General features: G+C 58.1%; 12 protein-coding genes. 10 read left to right on the top strand and 2 right to left on the bottom strand.

From position 1 onward, the window contains the following. Positions 1-3: 3 nt before the first annotated feature. The 7 genes from E4P82_RS23555 to E4P82_RS06955 all read left to right on the top strand — a co-directional run bounded on the left by E4P82_RS23555 (position 4) and on the right by E4P82_RS06955 (position 5,688). Positions 4-162 (top strand): IS4 family transposase, encoded by a 159-nt coding sequence (locus E4P82_RS23555; protein ID WP_420887071.1) that lies wholly within the window; start codon positions 4-6, stop codon positions 160-162. A 236-nt stretch (positions 163-398) separates the two neighbouring features. Continuing rightward, positions 399-1,022 (top strand): hypothetical protein, encoded by a 624-nt coding sequence (locus E4P82_RS06980; protein WP_169248224.1) that lies wholly within the window; start codon positions 399-401, stop codon positions 1,020-1,022. A 76-nt stretch (positions 1,023-1,098) separates the two neighbouring features. Then, positions 1,099-1,497 (top strand): hypothetical protein, encoded by a 399-nt coding sequence (locus tag E4P82_RS06975; protein WP_169248166.1) that lies wholly within the window; start codon positions 1,099-1,101, stop codon positions 1,495-1,497. Beyond that, positions 1,451-2,167, top strand: a complete 717-nt coding sequence (locus E4P82_RS06970; RefSeq protein ID WP_246327417.1) for a lysylphosphatidylglycerol synthase transmembrane domain-containing protein — start codon at positions 1,451-1,453, stop codon at positions 2,165-2,167. Before E4P82_RS06975 ends, E4P82_RS06970 begins: the two co-directional genes overlap by 47 nt. Then, positions 2,164-3,588 (top strand): UbiA family prenyltransferase, encoded by a 1,425-nt coding sequence (locus E4P82_RS06965; RefSeq protein ID WP_169248222.1) that lies wholly within the window; start codon positions 2,164-2,166, stop codon positions 3,586-3,588. Before E4P82_RS06970 ends, E4P82_RS06965 begins: the two co-directional genes overlap by 4 nt. After that, positions 3,585-4,895 carry an FAD-binding oxidoreductase gene (locus E4P82_RS06960; RefSeq protein WP_169248221.1) on the top strand — a complete coding sequence of 437 codons (1,311 nt, stop codon included), beginning with the start codon at positions 3,585-3,587 and terminating at the stop codon, positions 4,893-4,895. Before E4P82_RS06965 ends, E4P82_RS06960 begins: the two co-directional genes overlap by 4 nt. A 10-nt stretch (positions 4,896-4,905) precedes the next feature. Beyond that, on the top strand, positions 4,906-5,688 hold the full coding sequence (locus E4P82_RS06955; RefSeq protein WP_169248220.1) for an SDR family oxidoreductase: 783 nt from the start codon (positions 4,906-4,908) through the stop codon (positions 5,686-5,688). Between the two features lie 1,647 nt (positions 5,689-7,335). Here the strand turns inward: E4P82_RS06955 and E4P82_RS06950 are convergent. Together E4P82_RS06950 and E4P82_RS06945 are read right to left on the bottom strand one after the other, a co-directional pair. Then, positions 7,336-8,754: a glycosyltransferase gene (locus E4P82_RS06950; protein ID WP_169248219.1), complete on the bottom strand. Its 1,419-nt coding sequence runs from the start codon at positions 8,752-8,754 to the stop codon at positions 7,336-7,338. 20 nt (positions 8,755-8,774) lie between these two features. Next, complete coding sequence (locus E4P82_RS06945; protein WP_169248218.1) at positions 8,775-10,880, bottom strand: glycoside hydrolase family 99-like domain-containing protein; 2,106 nt, start codon at positions 10,878-10,880, stop codon at positions 8,775-8,777. Positions 10,881-11,077: 197 nt separating this feature from the next. On the opposite strand from E4P82_RS06945, the gene E4P82_RS06940 reads away from it, so the two are divergent. From E4P82_RS06940 to E4P82_RS06920, 3 genes are read left to right on the top strand one after another with little or no spacing between them, the layout of a single operon-like run. Beyond that, positions 11,078-12,055 (top strand): glycosyltransferase family 2 protein, encoded by a 978-nt coding sequence (locus tag E4P82_RS06940; protein ID WP_169248217.1) that lies wholly within the window; start codon positions 11,078-11,080, stop codon positions 12,053-12,055. Between the two features lie 16 nt (positions 12,056-12,071). Next, complete coding sequence (locus E4P82_RS23115) at positions 12,072-14,711, top strand: NAD-dependent epimerase/dehydratase family protein (protein ID WP_312914320.1); 2,640 nt, start codon at positions 12,072-12,074, stop codon at positions 14,709-14,711. After that, positions 14,708-15,901, top strand: coding sequence for a hypothetical protein (locus E4P82_RS06920; protein ID WP_169248215.1), 1,194 nt, complete (start codon positions 14,708-14,710; stop codon positions 15,899-15,901). Before E4P82_RS23115 ends, E4P82_RS06920 begins: the two co-directional genes overlap by 4 nt. The last annotated feature ends 28 nt before the right edge of the window (positions 15,902-15,929 follow it).

The following is a 15,929-nucleotide window of genomic DNA, read 5'->3' as shown; positions in this document are numbered from 1 at the left end:
GTCCTGGATTCGGCCGAATGGCGGGCGGTTTACATCGCGATTCACCGCCACCCTCCACCAGCTCTCCCGCCGTCGCTGCCGGCCATGCTCGGCTGGATCGCCCGCCTGGGCGGTCATTTGGGGCGCAAATGCGATGGACCACCCGCTCCCCAAGCCCTCTAGATCGGCTTGCAGCGGGCGCGCGATCTCGCCTGGGGGATGGAATTGGCTTCCGATCTCCATGCCCAATCAACCGGTTAGAGATGTGTGGAATCGACAGCATCTATAAGGTATATGAGCTACCAATCATGAACTTACGGGAAAATTCTATTTTTTTGGATAAAATGCCGTTTCAAGTATTTCGTGGTTAATTAGCTTTTCGGTAATTTGCGAGAAATCATCCGTGATCGTATGGTTTAATGTTAATCTACGCAAAGCTTGGAAAAGATAACATGATGGCTCCCGAGGACTATTTGCGGCAATATGCCGAATCACTCCAATTATCCAAGTTATCCAAGGACGAATCTGGTCCTGCATTCGATGGGAGCCATTTGATGGCAGAGCGAGGATACTATTATCCGCCATATTTACAGCAGGAAGCTTATCTTGACATGTTGAGCCGAGCCGATTTGCTCGGAGTCATGCAGCAGATTCTGGCGACTGAATACCCCCAACAACGCCTGATTCGGCGACAAGTTGGCGAGTATCTGGAGGCTTTGCAACGGCTGAAGCAGGAACGGGATTGGCGGCGGATGGAAATGGAACGCTTGGAAAGCGAGCTGAGTTTGCGTATCGATCAGATCGCCAATCTTGGAGATGAGATTTCCAGGATTGGAGCGGAGCGCGAGCGCCTGGATACCTTGGTGGTCGACACTCGCGCCGAGATCGAAAAGTGCCGGAATCGGATTACCGCACTCGAAAACGAATGCGTGATATTGCACGCAACGCAAGCTGAGCTGAAAACCTCTACCTCGTGGAAAGTGACGGCACCGTTGCGGAGGCTCAGTGGTGCGCTGAAAGCGTTGTTGGCGCCGGGGGACTGAGTACCCGAAGTTTCGTAAACAGACCGCACGGTTGAGATACTGGTTCGCAAAACAGTTTCATGGTGCGGAATGTCGGTTGAGCGGCGCTTCCCAAGGTTGGTGGGAACGGCGATCGAATGCAGATCCGCTCGTTTCCCCGCTAACAACCACATATGAACTTACCTCGTATTGCCGACGAATCGTCGTTTCCAACGCCATGCTAAGTAAACACCATGCCCTGACCTTGATCATCGGCTTAAGCGCGTTGTTGTATCTTACCCTCGTGCTACTTGCCGACCGTCATGCCGTACTGGCGGTTCTGGAACGCATGAATGCGACGACGCTGATAGTGATTTTCTCCCTGTCACTGTTCAATTATTTGTTGCGTTTTTTGGCGCTGGCAATGTTACATGATCGCTTTGGGTCACAAGTTACCGCATTGGCGACACATGCTCTATTATCTGGCCGGCTTCACTCTGACCGTGACCCCCGGTAAAGCCGGTGAGGCGGTGCGCTCGGTTTACCTGCGCCCGTGCGGTGTGCCCTACAACCAAAGCTTGGCCGCGCTGTTCGTGGAACGCCTTCTGGATGTGCTCGTGATGAGTCTGTTGGCACTGTTGATACTGCTGCTCCGACCCGATTATGTTGGATTACTGATGATCGCCTGGTGCTTGACGTTGGGACTGGGCTGGTTCGTGACTCGTCCCTGGCTGCCAGCCATGCTGCGGAGTTGGGGGCAAGGCCGTCGTTTCGGCCATCAATTCGACCGGTTGGGCCGGATGCTGGAAGCGGCGACAGTGCTACTGCGACCCCATCTGTTTCTATTCGGACTGGCGCTGGGGATGCTGGCATGGGGGCTGGAAGGCACGGCTTTGTCCCTGATCGCCCGCGAAGTGGGTGTGTCGATCGCCTTCGCCGCCGGAATCGGTATCTACGCCATCGCGGTATTGACCGGTGCGCTGTCGTTCCTGCCCGGTGGGCTAGGCAGCACCGAGGCGGTCATGGGGATGTTATTGATTACCTTTGGCGCGGATAGCGCGGCGGCGGTGGCCATCACCCTACTGTGCCGGATCGCGACGCTTTGGTTCGCTGTCGTGCTGGGTGGCCTGGCAGTGGCGGTATTGAGTTTGAAAGGGCAAGGTCCGGCTTCAGAATGCAAGCCATGAACACTTTGGTGCCACTGTGCGTTGATCTCGACGGCACGCTCTTGAACTCCGACCTGCTGTTGGAGACGGTTTTCACCCAGCTCAAGTGTCAGCCACTGGCCGCGCTGCACTGGCCGCGCTGGCTGGCGGCGGGCAAAGCCCGCTTTAAGACCGAGCTCACCGCCCTGGTGGACTTGGAGATCGAGACGCTGCCTTACAACCAGGCTTTTCTCGCTTTTCTCCACGAGCAGCAGCGACAAGGACGAGTATTGGTGCTGGTGACCGCCACGCATCGGGCGCTGGCGGAACGGGTGGCGGCGCATCTGGGCTTGTTCGATCGGGTACTGGCGACCGACGGCGACCGCAATCTGGCTGGCGCGCGCAAGGCCGAGACCCTGGTGGCGCTCTACGGTGAACGTGGTTTCGATTATGCCGGTAACGCCGCCGTGGACGTGGCGGTGTGGCAACATGCCCGCCGTGCCATCGTGGTCAACGCTAGCGCCCAGGTCACGGCGCGAGCTCGCGCCAGCACCGAGGTCGAACGGGTGTTCGCGAATGAGGGGTCGCGGTTGACACAGTGGATCAAGGGCGCGCGCCTGCACCAATGGCTCAAAAACGTTTTGATCTTCATCCCGTTGGTCACTGCTCACGCTTGGAACGACCCAGAAAAGCTGGCGCTTTGCTTGCTGGCGTTTCTCAGCTTCGGGCTGTGTGCCTCCAGCGTCTATCTGCTCAACGATCTGCTGGATTTGGCCACTGACCGTCGCCATCCACGCAAATGTCGTCGCCCGTTCGCGGCCGGTACCTTGCCGATCCAACACGGCGCCGCCGCGATTCCGCTCCTACTGCTCGCGGCGTTCGCTCTCAGCCTTTGGATTAATCCGCCGTGGTTTGCCGCCTGTCTGGCGAGTTACTATCTATTGACCCTGTTTTATTCGCTGCGGCTCAAGCGGGTGCTGATGCTTGATGCCATCGTGTTGGCTGGGTTGTATACGCTACGCATTATCGCTGGGGCGACGGCGGCGCAAGTGACGCTCTCGTTCTGGCTGCTGGTGTTCTCGATGTTCCTGTTCCTCAGCTTAGCGCTGGTCAAGCGCTACACTGAACTGCATACCCTGTTGCAACGAGGTGAACTGAATGCACAGGGTCGTGGCTATCGTGTGGATGATCTGACCATTCTGCAAAGCCTGGGTGGTAGCGCCGGCTATCTGGCGGTGCTGGTGCTGGCGCTGTACATCAATAGCCCCGAAGTGCAGAAACTGTATCGACAACCGATGCTGATCGGTTTCCTGTGTCCGGTGCTGTTGTACTGGGTCAGCCGGGTCTGGTTGTTCGCTCATCGCGGCCTGATGCCGGACGATCCGGTGATTTTTGCCCTGACCGATAAAGTCAGCCGTGGGTTGGTATTGATTGGGGTGCTCATTCTCTGGGGTGCGCTATGAGCCGTGGTGGAGCTCTACCCAATTCCTGGGGGCGTTACCCGTCGGTTCGGCAACGCAGTTTGACCCTGAGGCAGGCGAGCGATCCCATCCAAACCGGCGCGGAGCAGGTTTTGCCCTTCGGCAACGGTCGCAGTTACGGCGACGTCTGCCTGAACGATGGCGGTACACTGCTGCTGACGCGAGGACTGGATCGTTTCATCGCCTTCGATCCAACGATGGGTATCCTGCGGGCGGAAGCGGGAGTCTTGCTGTCGGAGATTTTGGCGCTCATCGTGCCGCAAGGTTGGTTTTTACCGGTGACGCCCGGGACTCGCTTCGTTACCCTGGGCGGCGCCGTCGCCAACGACGTGCATGGCAAGAATCACCATGTCGCTGGCAGTTTCGGCGAACAAGTCCGCCTATTCGAACTGCTGCGTTCGGATGGTACACGGCTGCTTTGCGGGCCGGAGCAAAATATCGAATGGTTCCGGGCCACGGTCGGCGGGCTGGGTCTGACCGGGCTGATCGCTTGGGTCGAAATCCAGTTGCAGCGTATCGCCAATCCCTGGATCGTGGTCGAGCATCGACGCTTTGCCAACCTGCATGAATTCTTCGCGCTCAACGACGATTACGAGGCGCGTTACCCATACATCGTGTCCTGGATCGATTGCGCCGCCGCCGGGCGGACGCTGGGTCGGGGCCTCTACTTGGCGGGTATGCATGCGCCACCGGGCGTTGTGGCTCCGGCACCACCATTGCGTCGGTCGCTGACCGTGCCATTCACGCCGCCGGTTTCCTGGGTGAACAAGCTGAGCGTGCATGGCTTCAACGGGCTTTACTACCATCTGCCGCGTCCGGCGCGCGGTCTGACACCCTATCAGCCCTTCTTTTACCCGCTGGACAACCTGCTGGAATGGAACCGCTTGTATGGCGCGCGCGGTTTCTTCCAATACCAATGCGTCATTCCGCCGGAATCGGCCCGCGACGCCCTGCGGGAAATCCTTGCCCGCATCGCCGCCAGCGGCCAAGGCTCGATGTTGGCGGTGCTCAAGCGCTTCGGGGCGCGGACTTCGGGGGGGCTGCTGTCCTTTCCTCGTCCCGGCGTGACCCTGGCGCTGGATTTTCCCAACTTGGGACCAACGACATTCGCCTTGCTGAACCGCCTGGATGAGGTGACTCGGCAGGCCGGCGGCGCGGTCTATCCCGCCAAGGACGCCCGGATGAGCGGTGACTGCTTTCGCCACTACTTCCCGCGCTGGTCCATCTTCGCAAACTTCATAGATCCCTGTTTTTCCTCCAGTTTCTGGCGACGGGTCATGACCGACTGAGAGAACCGCCATGCGCAACATTCTGATCGTTGGCGCCACATCCGCCATCGCCGAAGCAGCCGCTCGTCGCTTTGCCGCCAGCGGTGCCCGGTTCTACCTGGTCGGACGCAACGCCGAAAAACTCGCCGCCATCACCCGCGACCTCGAAATCCGCAGTGGTCAGCCAGTGCATGGTGAAAGTCTCGATCTCGATTTACTGGACCAGCATCCGGCCCTGCTGGAGCGGGTCGAACAAGCGCTGGGCGGTATCGATATCGCGCTGATCGCCCACGGCATGCTGCCTGATCAGGAGGCTTGTCAGCGCTCGGTGGCCATGACGCTGGCCGCCATCCATACCAACGCGCTCAGCGCGATCAGCCTCGCCACTCTGCTGGCCAACGCATTCGAAGCGCGCGGACGAGGTGCATTGGTCGTCATCGGTTCTGTTGCGGGTGATCGGGGACGGCGGAGCAATTACGTCTACGGAGCTGCCAAGGGTATGGTCGGATTGTTCCTGCAGGGGCTCCGCAACCGGCTAAGTGGCAAGGATATTCAGATTATTACTGTCAAGCCCGGTTTCGTGGATACGCCGATGACCGCCACCTTCGAGAAAAAAGGGCTGCTGTGGGCACAACCCGACCAGATCGCCAAAGGCATTGTCGCCGCTGTGGAACATCGCCGCGATGTGGTGTACCTGCCTTGGTTCTGGCGCTGGATCATGCTGGTGATCCTGCATATTCCAGAAAGGGTGTTCAAAAATCTGAAAACTATAGTAATCAATCTGGGATTACAGGGTGGGCTTTTATTGTACTAGCCGAACGCTGGAGCGACTATTAGACTAGTATTTATATATTGCGTGATCGTTGGCTGGGAATCGATGGCGAGCTTATGAATGTGTTTGTGATGGTCAAGGATAAAGCGAATAGGGCAGCTAACTCTATCTAACTGGTTGGATTAATGAAAATTCCTGGCTCAAACCGTTTGTTTTTTTTATCTTCTATTTAATTTTTTTCTGTTTTTTCGTTGTTAATTTTTCTTCTACATTTTTTATAGAAATCCATTTCCTTATAGTGATGAGTGGAATTTTATATCTAAAGCTATTGGTGCTGAACCGTTTACCTGGGATTGGGTATGGGCTCAGCATTCAGATCATCGTATCCCTATACAGAAGATTTTTCAAATCACCTTGCTTCGGTTAACTGGGTATGATTTTGGTTTTCTTATACTTGCTAATGTGATACTAGTATTTCTAACAGCTAACCTTCTGATTTATACAGTTCGTGTATATCGTGGAAATTCTCAAGTTGGAGATTTAATAATTCCATTAATCCTTATGAATCCCGGCTTTGGCCCTTTTATTTGGAGTTTTCATTTTCAATTCATGTTATCAACACTATTGAGTCTTCTTTTTTCTTGTGTTTTTTTATGCAAAATAATATGCGTTTACGTGGTAAAAGTTATATATTAGGAGCAATTTGTGTCCTACTTATGGCTTTGTGTGGGATGAATGGAGTTGTTCTTTCTGTTATTATGTCCGTTCTGTTTTTTGCCTTATCTAATATTAGTGCGTCCAATTAATAATAAGTTTACTTTTTTATGTTATCGTAATTGTATTAATGTCAGCACTAATAATTTCTCTAATTATTATAAGTGGTTGGAGTCCAACTGGAGCGAGTTCCTTAAGCGGTTCTGTTTTTTTTAAGTAAAGTTTACGATGCGACAAAAATTTATTATTACTTAATAAGCCCATGTTCTGTGATAATGCCAATGCGGCAAATATTCTTTATTTTTAATGGTGTTTTTATATGTCATCGCACTTGTGTTTTTGGCTAAAAGAATATGGGGCTTCTATCAAGTGTGCCGATTTCTATTTATTAATGATTTTGTAATAGTAGTAACTTTTTATGGCTGTATTTGGCGTTCAGTTAAGTATTGCGATTGGGCGTGCTGAGTATTGGTCATCCGGTTTAGAGTCCCACTATGGATACTTAGCTACTGTCCTACCTATAGTTTCGTGGATCGTGGTGTCGGTTTGTCAACCTAAAAAAAATAGGAGTTATGATTGGCTCTGCTCTTGTTTTTTTTATATGGGTACATATATATAGAAAAATGTAGAATGGAGGATAGCTTTTTGCAAAGGAAAAATCGCCAAAAGGTGATTAGCATAAGGAAAGATATTCTGAATGGCATGAAAATTGGTGATTTTGTAGGAAAATATAATAATTTTTTTTTATTATGTTGATAATAGTGATACGCGCCAGATCGTAAAAAAATGGCCTTATTGGTTTAAAAACATGCTAAGGTTGAGCCATACGCGTATTTGCAGCTTGATTAAATATATAGATGTAAATTTTATTGCCTTGATTGAGATAGATCGCTGTTTAAAAAATTCCATAGCTTATATGAGAAAGTCATGCTTTGATTTCCGGTGACTCGTAGATCAAATGGTTACAATTATTAGTCACCTTCCTCTAGCTATGAGAGTTAGAGCAGTGACAGGTTTATAATAGCTCAAGCTGTTCCAGCCGCCGCCGATGGCGGGCGCGATGGCGGCGAAACTGTGATAAGTCTGGATGTAATGCGCTGCCTGCTGACCGATCCCAGTAGCATAGGCCGAGTCCGTGACCAGCCGCCGCAGATACCAGGCTGCCTGTTCGGCATCGGGTTCGGCCCAGCGTTGGCCCGCGCCATGGGGATACTCTTCCGCGCCTACCGGTATCAAAGTGCAATCCACCAAACAGGAATTGGCCTCGTTCATGAAATCGAGGTTGCCGGAGTAGCCGGTGGCGACCACGGGCTTGCCGTAATACATCGCTTCCGCCAGACCGCGGCCGAATCCCTCCGAGCGGTGTAGCGACAGAAAACAATCGCACAACCGTACCAGCTCCTTGATCTCCCGATCGGTCATGACCCGATTGATGAGGATGACCCGAGGGTCGCGCATGGCTTCCGATGCGAGGAAATCCCGATAATCGTCAGGGCGGGCGTCGGCGCCGATGAGCTTAATGACGAGGTTGACTGGTGCTGAGTGGTTTTCCCGGAACGCGGCGGCGAAGGCGCGCAGGGCGGCCCAGGGGTTTTTGCGCTGGATAAAGGAGCGGAAATCGAAGAAGAACAGGACCAGGAACCGATCCTCCGGTAAGCCGAAGTATTCGCGAGACAATGGAGTCGAACAAATTGGTTCCACCGCCAACGGCATCCACACCACGGGGCAAGACGCCTTGTCGGCCACCGCTTGCTGAATGAAGCGCGAAGGTGCCCAGATTTCGTCGAAATAGCGGAACTCATTCACCCAGGCTTCCGGGAATTGACTCAACTCCCAAGCGAAATAACCGATGTTGTAGCGGCCCGCGAAAAACTGAGATCCCAGATGGGCATAGGCATCGTCCATCTCGTTGGCGTTTAGAAAGAAGATGTTGGCCTTATGGGCTGCGTGTGGATCAATCCGATCCATGAATGGGAAATCCTGATGCAGTGTCGCCATCTCCTTGCCGTATTCGCCAAAGGTATTGCGAAGAGCGAAAGGGACGTTGGCGGCGGCGAAAGCGCAGGCACCGGTGCGTATGTCCTCGGCCCGACCCAGTACCGCGTAGGGATGACCGATCAGTACCGCGCCCTCTGGTAAATCGGATCGGCGCAGGCCCCGCCAGTCCGGTTCGGATGCCACCGCCGGGGATACGATCGGAGCGGCTAGCGCGATGGTTGGGGCGGCTGGCTGGTTCAAGCTCGGTTTGCGTTGCGCACTGAGGAGTAGCTGTGCCCGTAGGCCAATGCCGCCCAGCCCTTCGTCGCGGAATATCGCCACGATCCGGCGCAACAACCGTTTCGGGCCAACATGGCGGGTCAGCGCGGTGCGGACGGCGCCGATCAGATGTCGCATGCGGACGACCAGTCCCGTTCCTAACATCCCAGCGACCCCAAGGCATTGCGGGTGGTTTCCAGGTAGCGGTGGCCGAATTTGCGATCCGGTTCGAGATAATTACCCTCGGCCCATTCGTTCCAGGCGTTGACGAACAACAAGCGTTCGTCGCCCTGACGGAACTGGCGGGTTTCATCGACCAGATGCTTGAGCCAGCGTTCGTAATATTCCGGCTCGGCGTTCAGGAAGATATCGCTGGCATCCTGCCGGCGGGCGGTATTGTCCCAAGAGGGCATCGCGGTGCGGAAGAAGGGATAGGGCATCGGTGGTCGGTTCATGAAAAAATTGGCCGTGGCGACGTAATCGTAGAAGCGGCCTTGAAAATCCGGATTCAGTAGATTCGCCGGCTGCTCGGCCAGCACCGCCATGGCGTGCGGCGGGAATTCGACGGCGGCGTCGAAGCCGAAACCGCGCGGATTGTCGGTATTGCCGAAGCTTTGCACCGTGGCCAGATACAATTCGCCCAACCCGGCCTCGCGACAGTAACGACGCCAGATTTCGGCGGTGCGGGCGGCATCCGGCAACAGGCTGGGACGATAGACCAGCAACAGCGGACGGCCGTCCATTCGGATATAGCGTCGGTCACGCAGCGCCGGTTCCAGTGTCTTGATGAAGTTCAGGTCGTCCTCGTCGGAATGGTCCTGAGCGATCAGGATTTCGGCGTCGAGGCCGTCCCAGCGCCGGCTCCAGTTCTCGTTGGCCCAACAGACGCAGAACGGAAAATCCGGTCGGCCGGATTGCACGACATCGTCCAATGGCCGGTTCAACAGGCGCTTGCCGGCAAACCAGTAGTAGTAGTAACAGAAACCGTAAATACCGTATCGTCGAGCCAGATCAGCCTGTTCTTCTCGGACTTCGGGAAGCCGCAGGTCGTAGAATCCCAAATCCGCCGGCAAGCGCGGTTGATGGTGCCCGGTAAAATTGGGTACGGCCTTGGTGACGTTGGTCCATTCGGTGAAACCCTTGCCCCACCAGTGATCGTTTTCCGGGATCGGATGGTATTGGGGCAGGTAAAAGGCGATCAGTCGAACTTGATCGAGTGCCTGGAGGACAGTACCCCAGCGCTCAAGGTAGATTTGTCTGTTGTGTTCGATCTGTCGTAGTTTTTGACCATCCCGGTTGGTGGTCACGCTCAGATGGTGAATCGCCTCGGCGGCCGGTTGGTAGATGATCTTGCGACCCCGTTCCCGCACCCGCAGCGACAGGTCGCAGTCCTCGAAATAGGCCGGCGCGTAGATCTCATCGAATCCCCCCAAATCCCGGAACAGGGCGGTTTCGATCAGCAGACAGGCACCAGAACAGTGATCCACTTCCCTCATGATGTTGTATTGCGGCTTGGCGGGATCGTCGTTCAGACCGATCAAATCCACCGTCCCGTCCCGACGCAGAGCGGCGCCGGCTTCCTGTAAATGGCCGCTGGGATAGATCAGTTTGGCGCCAACGATGCCGGTGTCCGGATGGGTCGTGAAAACCTCCACCAGCCGATCCAGCCAGCCGGGCAGTACCTGAGTATCGTTATTCAGGAACAGCAGATAATGGCCCCGCGCCTGAGTCGCGCCCCGGTTGGCGGTGCGCAGAAAACCGAGGTTTTCAGGATTGCGAAGGTAACGTAAACCTGGCATGTGACTGAGCAGTCGTTCGGTCGCGTCGCTGGAGGCATCGTCCACGACGATCAACTCGTAACTGACTTCGGGCGGGTGCTGGTGCAGCGAAGCCAGACAGCGAACCGTGTACTCGATCTGGTTGAAGGCCGGGACGATCACCGAAACTAGGGGCTCCTCGGGCGCGATGAAGCGCAGGCGGGCCGTCAAGCCTTCAATGCCTTCCGGGCCGATTTCCACCATGGGCGGCGGTATAGGGGGCGGCGGTGGTGGGACCGTGGCTGGATCGGCTGCTTGCACCGTCGCCGGTCGGGTGGCCGCCGTCTGGATCAACCACTGTTGATAGTTGGCGCTGCTCTTGAGCAAGGCGCCCAGATGCCGGTACAGAAAGGACTTGATGCGCCATTTAACGGAGAGCGGCAGCGGCAGCCGGCGGTAGAGGAAACGAGCGCATTGGCCTGCCAGGATTCGAATTCTGCTGGGCATCGGTATCGGTTGGTGAAGTCTCGCGGTGTGGCCGCTGGAGTCGTGAGGTTGATTTCGGCTGGATGTAACGACTATCGTGGCATTCTTGCCGAAAACGGCGGGATGCTGGACAGATCGGCATTCTATGGCATTGTCGTTCGCCGTGAAACCGGAGCGACAACAACGGAAGCAAGGCCGGCGATCGGCGTGGAGCGAATGTGTTGGCCGGAGTGGCGGTGATCATCGTCAATTTCAACAGTGGAGCGCTGCTCGGGGAATGCCTACGTCACCTCCGTAGCCAGACCCGGCGCCCGGAGCAGGTGATCGTGGTGGACAACGCCAGCAGCGACGGTTCCGCCGATCGGTTGGAGTCCGAATACCCCGAAGCGGAATGCATCCGTGCGGATCGCAACCTGGGTTTCGCCGCCGCCAACAACTTAGCGGTGCAACGGGCGGGCGAGGTGAAATGGCTGGCGCTGCTCAATCCCGATGCCTTTCCACAACCGGACTGGCTGGAACGCTTGCTGGCGGCGGCGGACAAGCATCCCGAATGCGCCAGTTTCGGTGCCCGATTGGTGGATGCCAACGATTCCGGCCGACTCGATGGCACCGGCGATGTCTATCATGTCAGCGGCTTGGCCTGGCGGCGCGATCACGGTCGGCTCACGGCCGCCGGTACGAGTATCGGTGGAGATATCTTCGCGCCCTGCGCGGCGGCAGTCCTGTGCCGTCGTAGCGCTTTTCTCGAAGCGGGCGGTTTTGACGAGGATTTTTTCTGTTATTTCGAGGATATCGATTTGGGGTTTCGATTGCGCTTGCTCGGCTATCGCAGTCGTTATGTCCCGGATGCCGTGGCCCGGCATGTCGGTTCGGCGGTGACCGGTCGGCGCAGCCCATTTTCGCTCTATCACGGCCATCGTAATCTGGTCTGGACCTATGTGAAGAACATGCCCGGTCTCCTGTTCTGGTTCTATCTACCGCAGCATCTGCTGCTGAATCTGGGTGCTGTGCTCTGGTATGCGTTGCGCGGTCAGGCCGCTCCTCTGCTACGAGCCAAGCGGGATGCCTTGGGTGGGCTTTCGCGCTGCTGGCGGCAACGGCGTGTCATCCAGTCCCGCCGCCGGGTCTCGGCTTGGTGCTTGCGTCAGGCCATGAGCCGCGGTCTGCTGGCGCTCTACCGGCGCGGCGGCGGCTGAAGCAGGATCGAAATCCATGTCCGGCGTTTCCACCGCACACGTTTATCATCGTACCCTGGACCCCAACAGCCAGGACTCGCTGGCCAGACTCGCGCGCCAGATTCGACCCGGCAGCCGGGTGCTGGATCTGGGTGCCGGTCCGGGCGTGCTGGGCCGCTACCTGACCGAAGCGCTCGATTGCGCGGTGGACGGAGTCGAATACAACCCGGTGGCGGTGGCCGAGGCAGCGTCCTGGTACCGCCAGTTGGAATGCGCCGACCTCGAAAGCATCGCGCTGACCAAGCGTTTCGCCGGCCAGCGCTACGATTTCATCCTCTGCGCCGATATCTTGGAGCATCTGCGCCAGCCCGGCGCGCTTCTCGCGCAACTGCCCGACCTGCTGGCTCCGAACGGACGGGTGCTGCTGTCGGTGCCGAACGCGGCCTACGCCGGGCTGATCGCCGAACTACTGGGCGGCGATTTCCGCTACCGGCCCGAGGGATTGCTCGACGAAACCCATCTGCGCTTTTTCACCCACGATTCCCTGCGCCGCCTGCTGGAGGCACATGGCCTGCGCGCGATCGCGCTGGAAACGACGATCATGGACCTGGACCGGTCCGAATTCGCCGACCAGTGGATCGATGGCGGCTGGGCCGAGACGCTGCCGGTCGAGGTGATCCGCGCCTTGCTGGATCGGTCCGAGGCGCTGGTCTATCAGTTCATTGTGACCGCCGTTCCAGCGAACGACGCGGGCGAGACGATGGTTTCCGTGCCCGCCGAGGCGACGGCGGCGGCCCAGGCAGCGCTGACGGCGCGGTTGGCCGAGCGAATGCCGGCCGTGACCACCGCGCTGACCGTGGCCATCGTTACCCATGCACCCGATCTGTCCGTGCTGACTGCGATGCTGGAAAGCTTGGGGCGGGCGTTGCGGCATGCGAGCGAACGGAAGCTGCTGGATCGGGTGCAATTGATCCTGGTCGATAACGGCCCCGGTTCCGGTTGGCGCGAATCCTTGCGACAGTTGCTGGACGCGGCGGATTTGCCGGCGACGGTCGAATTGCTGAGCGGGCAGGGCAATGTCGGTTACGGCGCCGCACACAACCTGGCGTTTCATCAGGGTATCGGCGAATTTCACCTGATTCTCAATCCCGACGTGCTGCTGGAAGAAGATGCCTTGAGCGAGGGCTTGACGTTTCTGGCCGCCCATCCCGAGGCGGGGTTGGTGGCACCGGCGGCCTGGGACGGAGACGGCCGGCGGCAGTATCTGTGCAAGCGTTATCCGACCGTGCTGGATCTGGCGTTGCGTGGATTTGCCCCGGCCTGGTTGCGGCGGGGTTTTCGGAATCGGCTGGATCGTTACGAACTGCGCGATCGGATCAGCGATACCTTGCTATGGGACCCGCCCATCGCCAGCGGTTGTTTCATGCTGTGTCGGCGGGCGGCGCTGGAGGGGGTTGGCGGATTCCGCCCGGAATATTTCCTCTATTTCGAGGATTTCGATTTGAGCCTGCGTCTGGCGGCGGTGGCCCGGCTGGTGTACGTGCCGGCGGTGCGCGTCGTCCATCTCGGTGGCCATGCCGCCCGTAAGGGAGTCCGTCATGTCGGCCTTTTTTCTACGGGCGGCGGCGATGTTCTTCAACCGGCACGGTTGGCGCTGGTGGTAGCGGCGGGCTTTTTCCAGGGTAGGGCGGTGCTGGTGACCGGTGGAACCGGGTTCATTGGTGGTCGGGTAGTCGCCGCGCTGCGCGAACGGGGTGCGCGAGTACGGGTGTTGGTCAGAAGTCGGGAGACGGGAAACAGGCCCCAGGAGTGGCATGAGGATGCCGTGGAAAAGGTGCTCGGTGATCTGGATGACACCGCCAGTCTGGCGCGGGCCTGCGTCGGTGTGGACACCGTGCTGCATGTCGCCGGTTTCGCCCATGCCGACGCGGCGGATACGCCGGATTTTGCGGCGCGGCACTGGACGGTGAATGCCGAGGGTACCTTCCGGTTGCTCGACGCGGCGGCGATGGCCGGAATCGGGCGCTTCGTGTTCCTGAGCAGTTGCAAGGCAGTGGGCGATCCCGGTCCACGCTGCGTGGACGAAAGCTGGGATGCGGCGGCGGATACGCCTTATGGCCGGGCCAAGCGCGCCGCCGAGCAGCGGGTGCTGGCGATGGGTCGCGAGCATGGTTGGCATGCGGTCAATTTGCGGCCGGTTCTGGTCTATGGTCCAAGGATGAAAGGCAATCTGGCGCGGTTGATCGCTGCAACGCGGCGCGGCTGGTTGCCGCCGCTGCCGGAAACCGGCAACCGCCGTTCGCTGGTCCATGTGGACGATGTGGCGCAAGCTATGCTATTGGCCGCTGCGCGGCCCGCCGCCGCCGGCCGGACCTATCTGGTCAGTGACGGACAAACCTATTCCGGCCGGGAATTGTATGCGATGGCCCGCCGGGCGTCGGGGCGATCCGTACCGGCCTGGGCAGTCCCGGCCAGCGTGCTTTATGGCACGAGTGATCTCGCGGATGCTTTGTTGTGGCTGGGAGGTCGTCGCGACCGCTGGGCGCGGACCACGCTGGACAAACTGCTGGGTTGGGCCTGCTACAGTTCCGCTCGAATCGAACGGGAGTTGGACTTTCGGCCGGCTTGGACGCTGGAGCGGTATTTCAACAGCGAGTCACGGAAATTGATCCAATGACGGGAACCTGGAGTGGGCTGCGGCGGCTACGGCCGTATGGGTTGTGGTTGTTGGCGGTTGCCGGCGGCGCTCTGGCCAGCGTGCTGGTCCTTCTTCTGTTTTACCGCTTGGGCGGCTTGTCGATCGTGGCGCCGCCGGTGGTGCTGGATGGTGAGCTACAGGTGGTGGCTGGTCAGGGCCAACCTACTCCCACTGGATTGGAAATCCGCCAACCGGGTCCGCAAGGCGTGGCGGTGGTGCAAGCTCCGGTACAGCGTATGGTTCGGGCGGCGTTGTATAGCCATCTGTCTTGGCGGGTGCGGGGGTTGGAACCGGATCGCCGGCTGCATTTGGCCTGGGTGACGCTGGCCGAACCGCGAAAAAGCCGAGAATTGACCTTGCCGCCAACCGGGCCGGATGGAATCGGCGAGTTGGATTTGCGCGCGGAACCACACTGGCAAGGCCGGATCGCCGCCCTCGGCTTGATCGTGCCTGGGCCGTTCTCGCAGCCATTGCTGCTGGACCGACTGGAGTTGCGGCCGGCGTCGCTCACCTTTGGCGATTTGCTGCGCTGGGCCTGGGAGGAGTGGACCTCATTCGAGGACTGGAGCCAGCGATCCATCAATTACACGGCGGGTGCGCCGCTGGATGCCTTGTTTCCATCGGTGCTGATGGTGGCGCTGTGGGTTGGTTTCGGCGGCCTGTTGTACGCGCTGCTCGATCCTCCGCGCCGCTGGAAATTGACCCCCTACGCCGCGTTGTTTCTGCTCGGCTGGCTGGTGCTGGATCTGCGCTGGCAGTGGGACTTGCGCCTGCGGCTCGAACAAACCGTGGAGCGCTTCGCCAGCAAGAACGAGGAAGAGCGGCGGCTGGCGGCGCTGGATGGCGATCTGTATCGATTCCTGCTGGAGGTGCGCCAGCGCTTGCCGGAACGATCGGTCCGATTGTTCATCGTCAGTGCCGATCCCCATGGATTCCAGGCCGGTCGTGCCCGTTATCATTTGCTGCCGCACAACGGCTATGCCGGTTTCTCCCGAGTACCGCATGCCGGCGAGGCGCGTGCTGGCGATTATGTATTGATCCTGTCGCCGCTGAACGGAGTGGGTTATAACCGCGGCTCGCGAGCGCTGGAATGGCAAGGCGGGCGGTTACCGGCGGAGCTGCTGTATGTCGCGGCGGCGGGCGCGCTGTTCCGGGTGAGTGGAGGCTGAACGGCGATGGAATGGTGGCGGGTTGGTT

The organism is Candidatus Competibacter phosphatis, from assembly GCF_012939995.1.
GTDB lineage: Bacteria > Pseudomonadota > Gammaproteobacteria > Competibacterales > Competibacteraceae > Competibacter > Competibacter phosphatis.
This window is presented reverse-complemented; position numbering and strand designations above follow the sequence as displayed.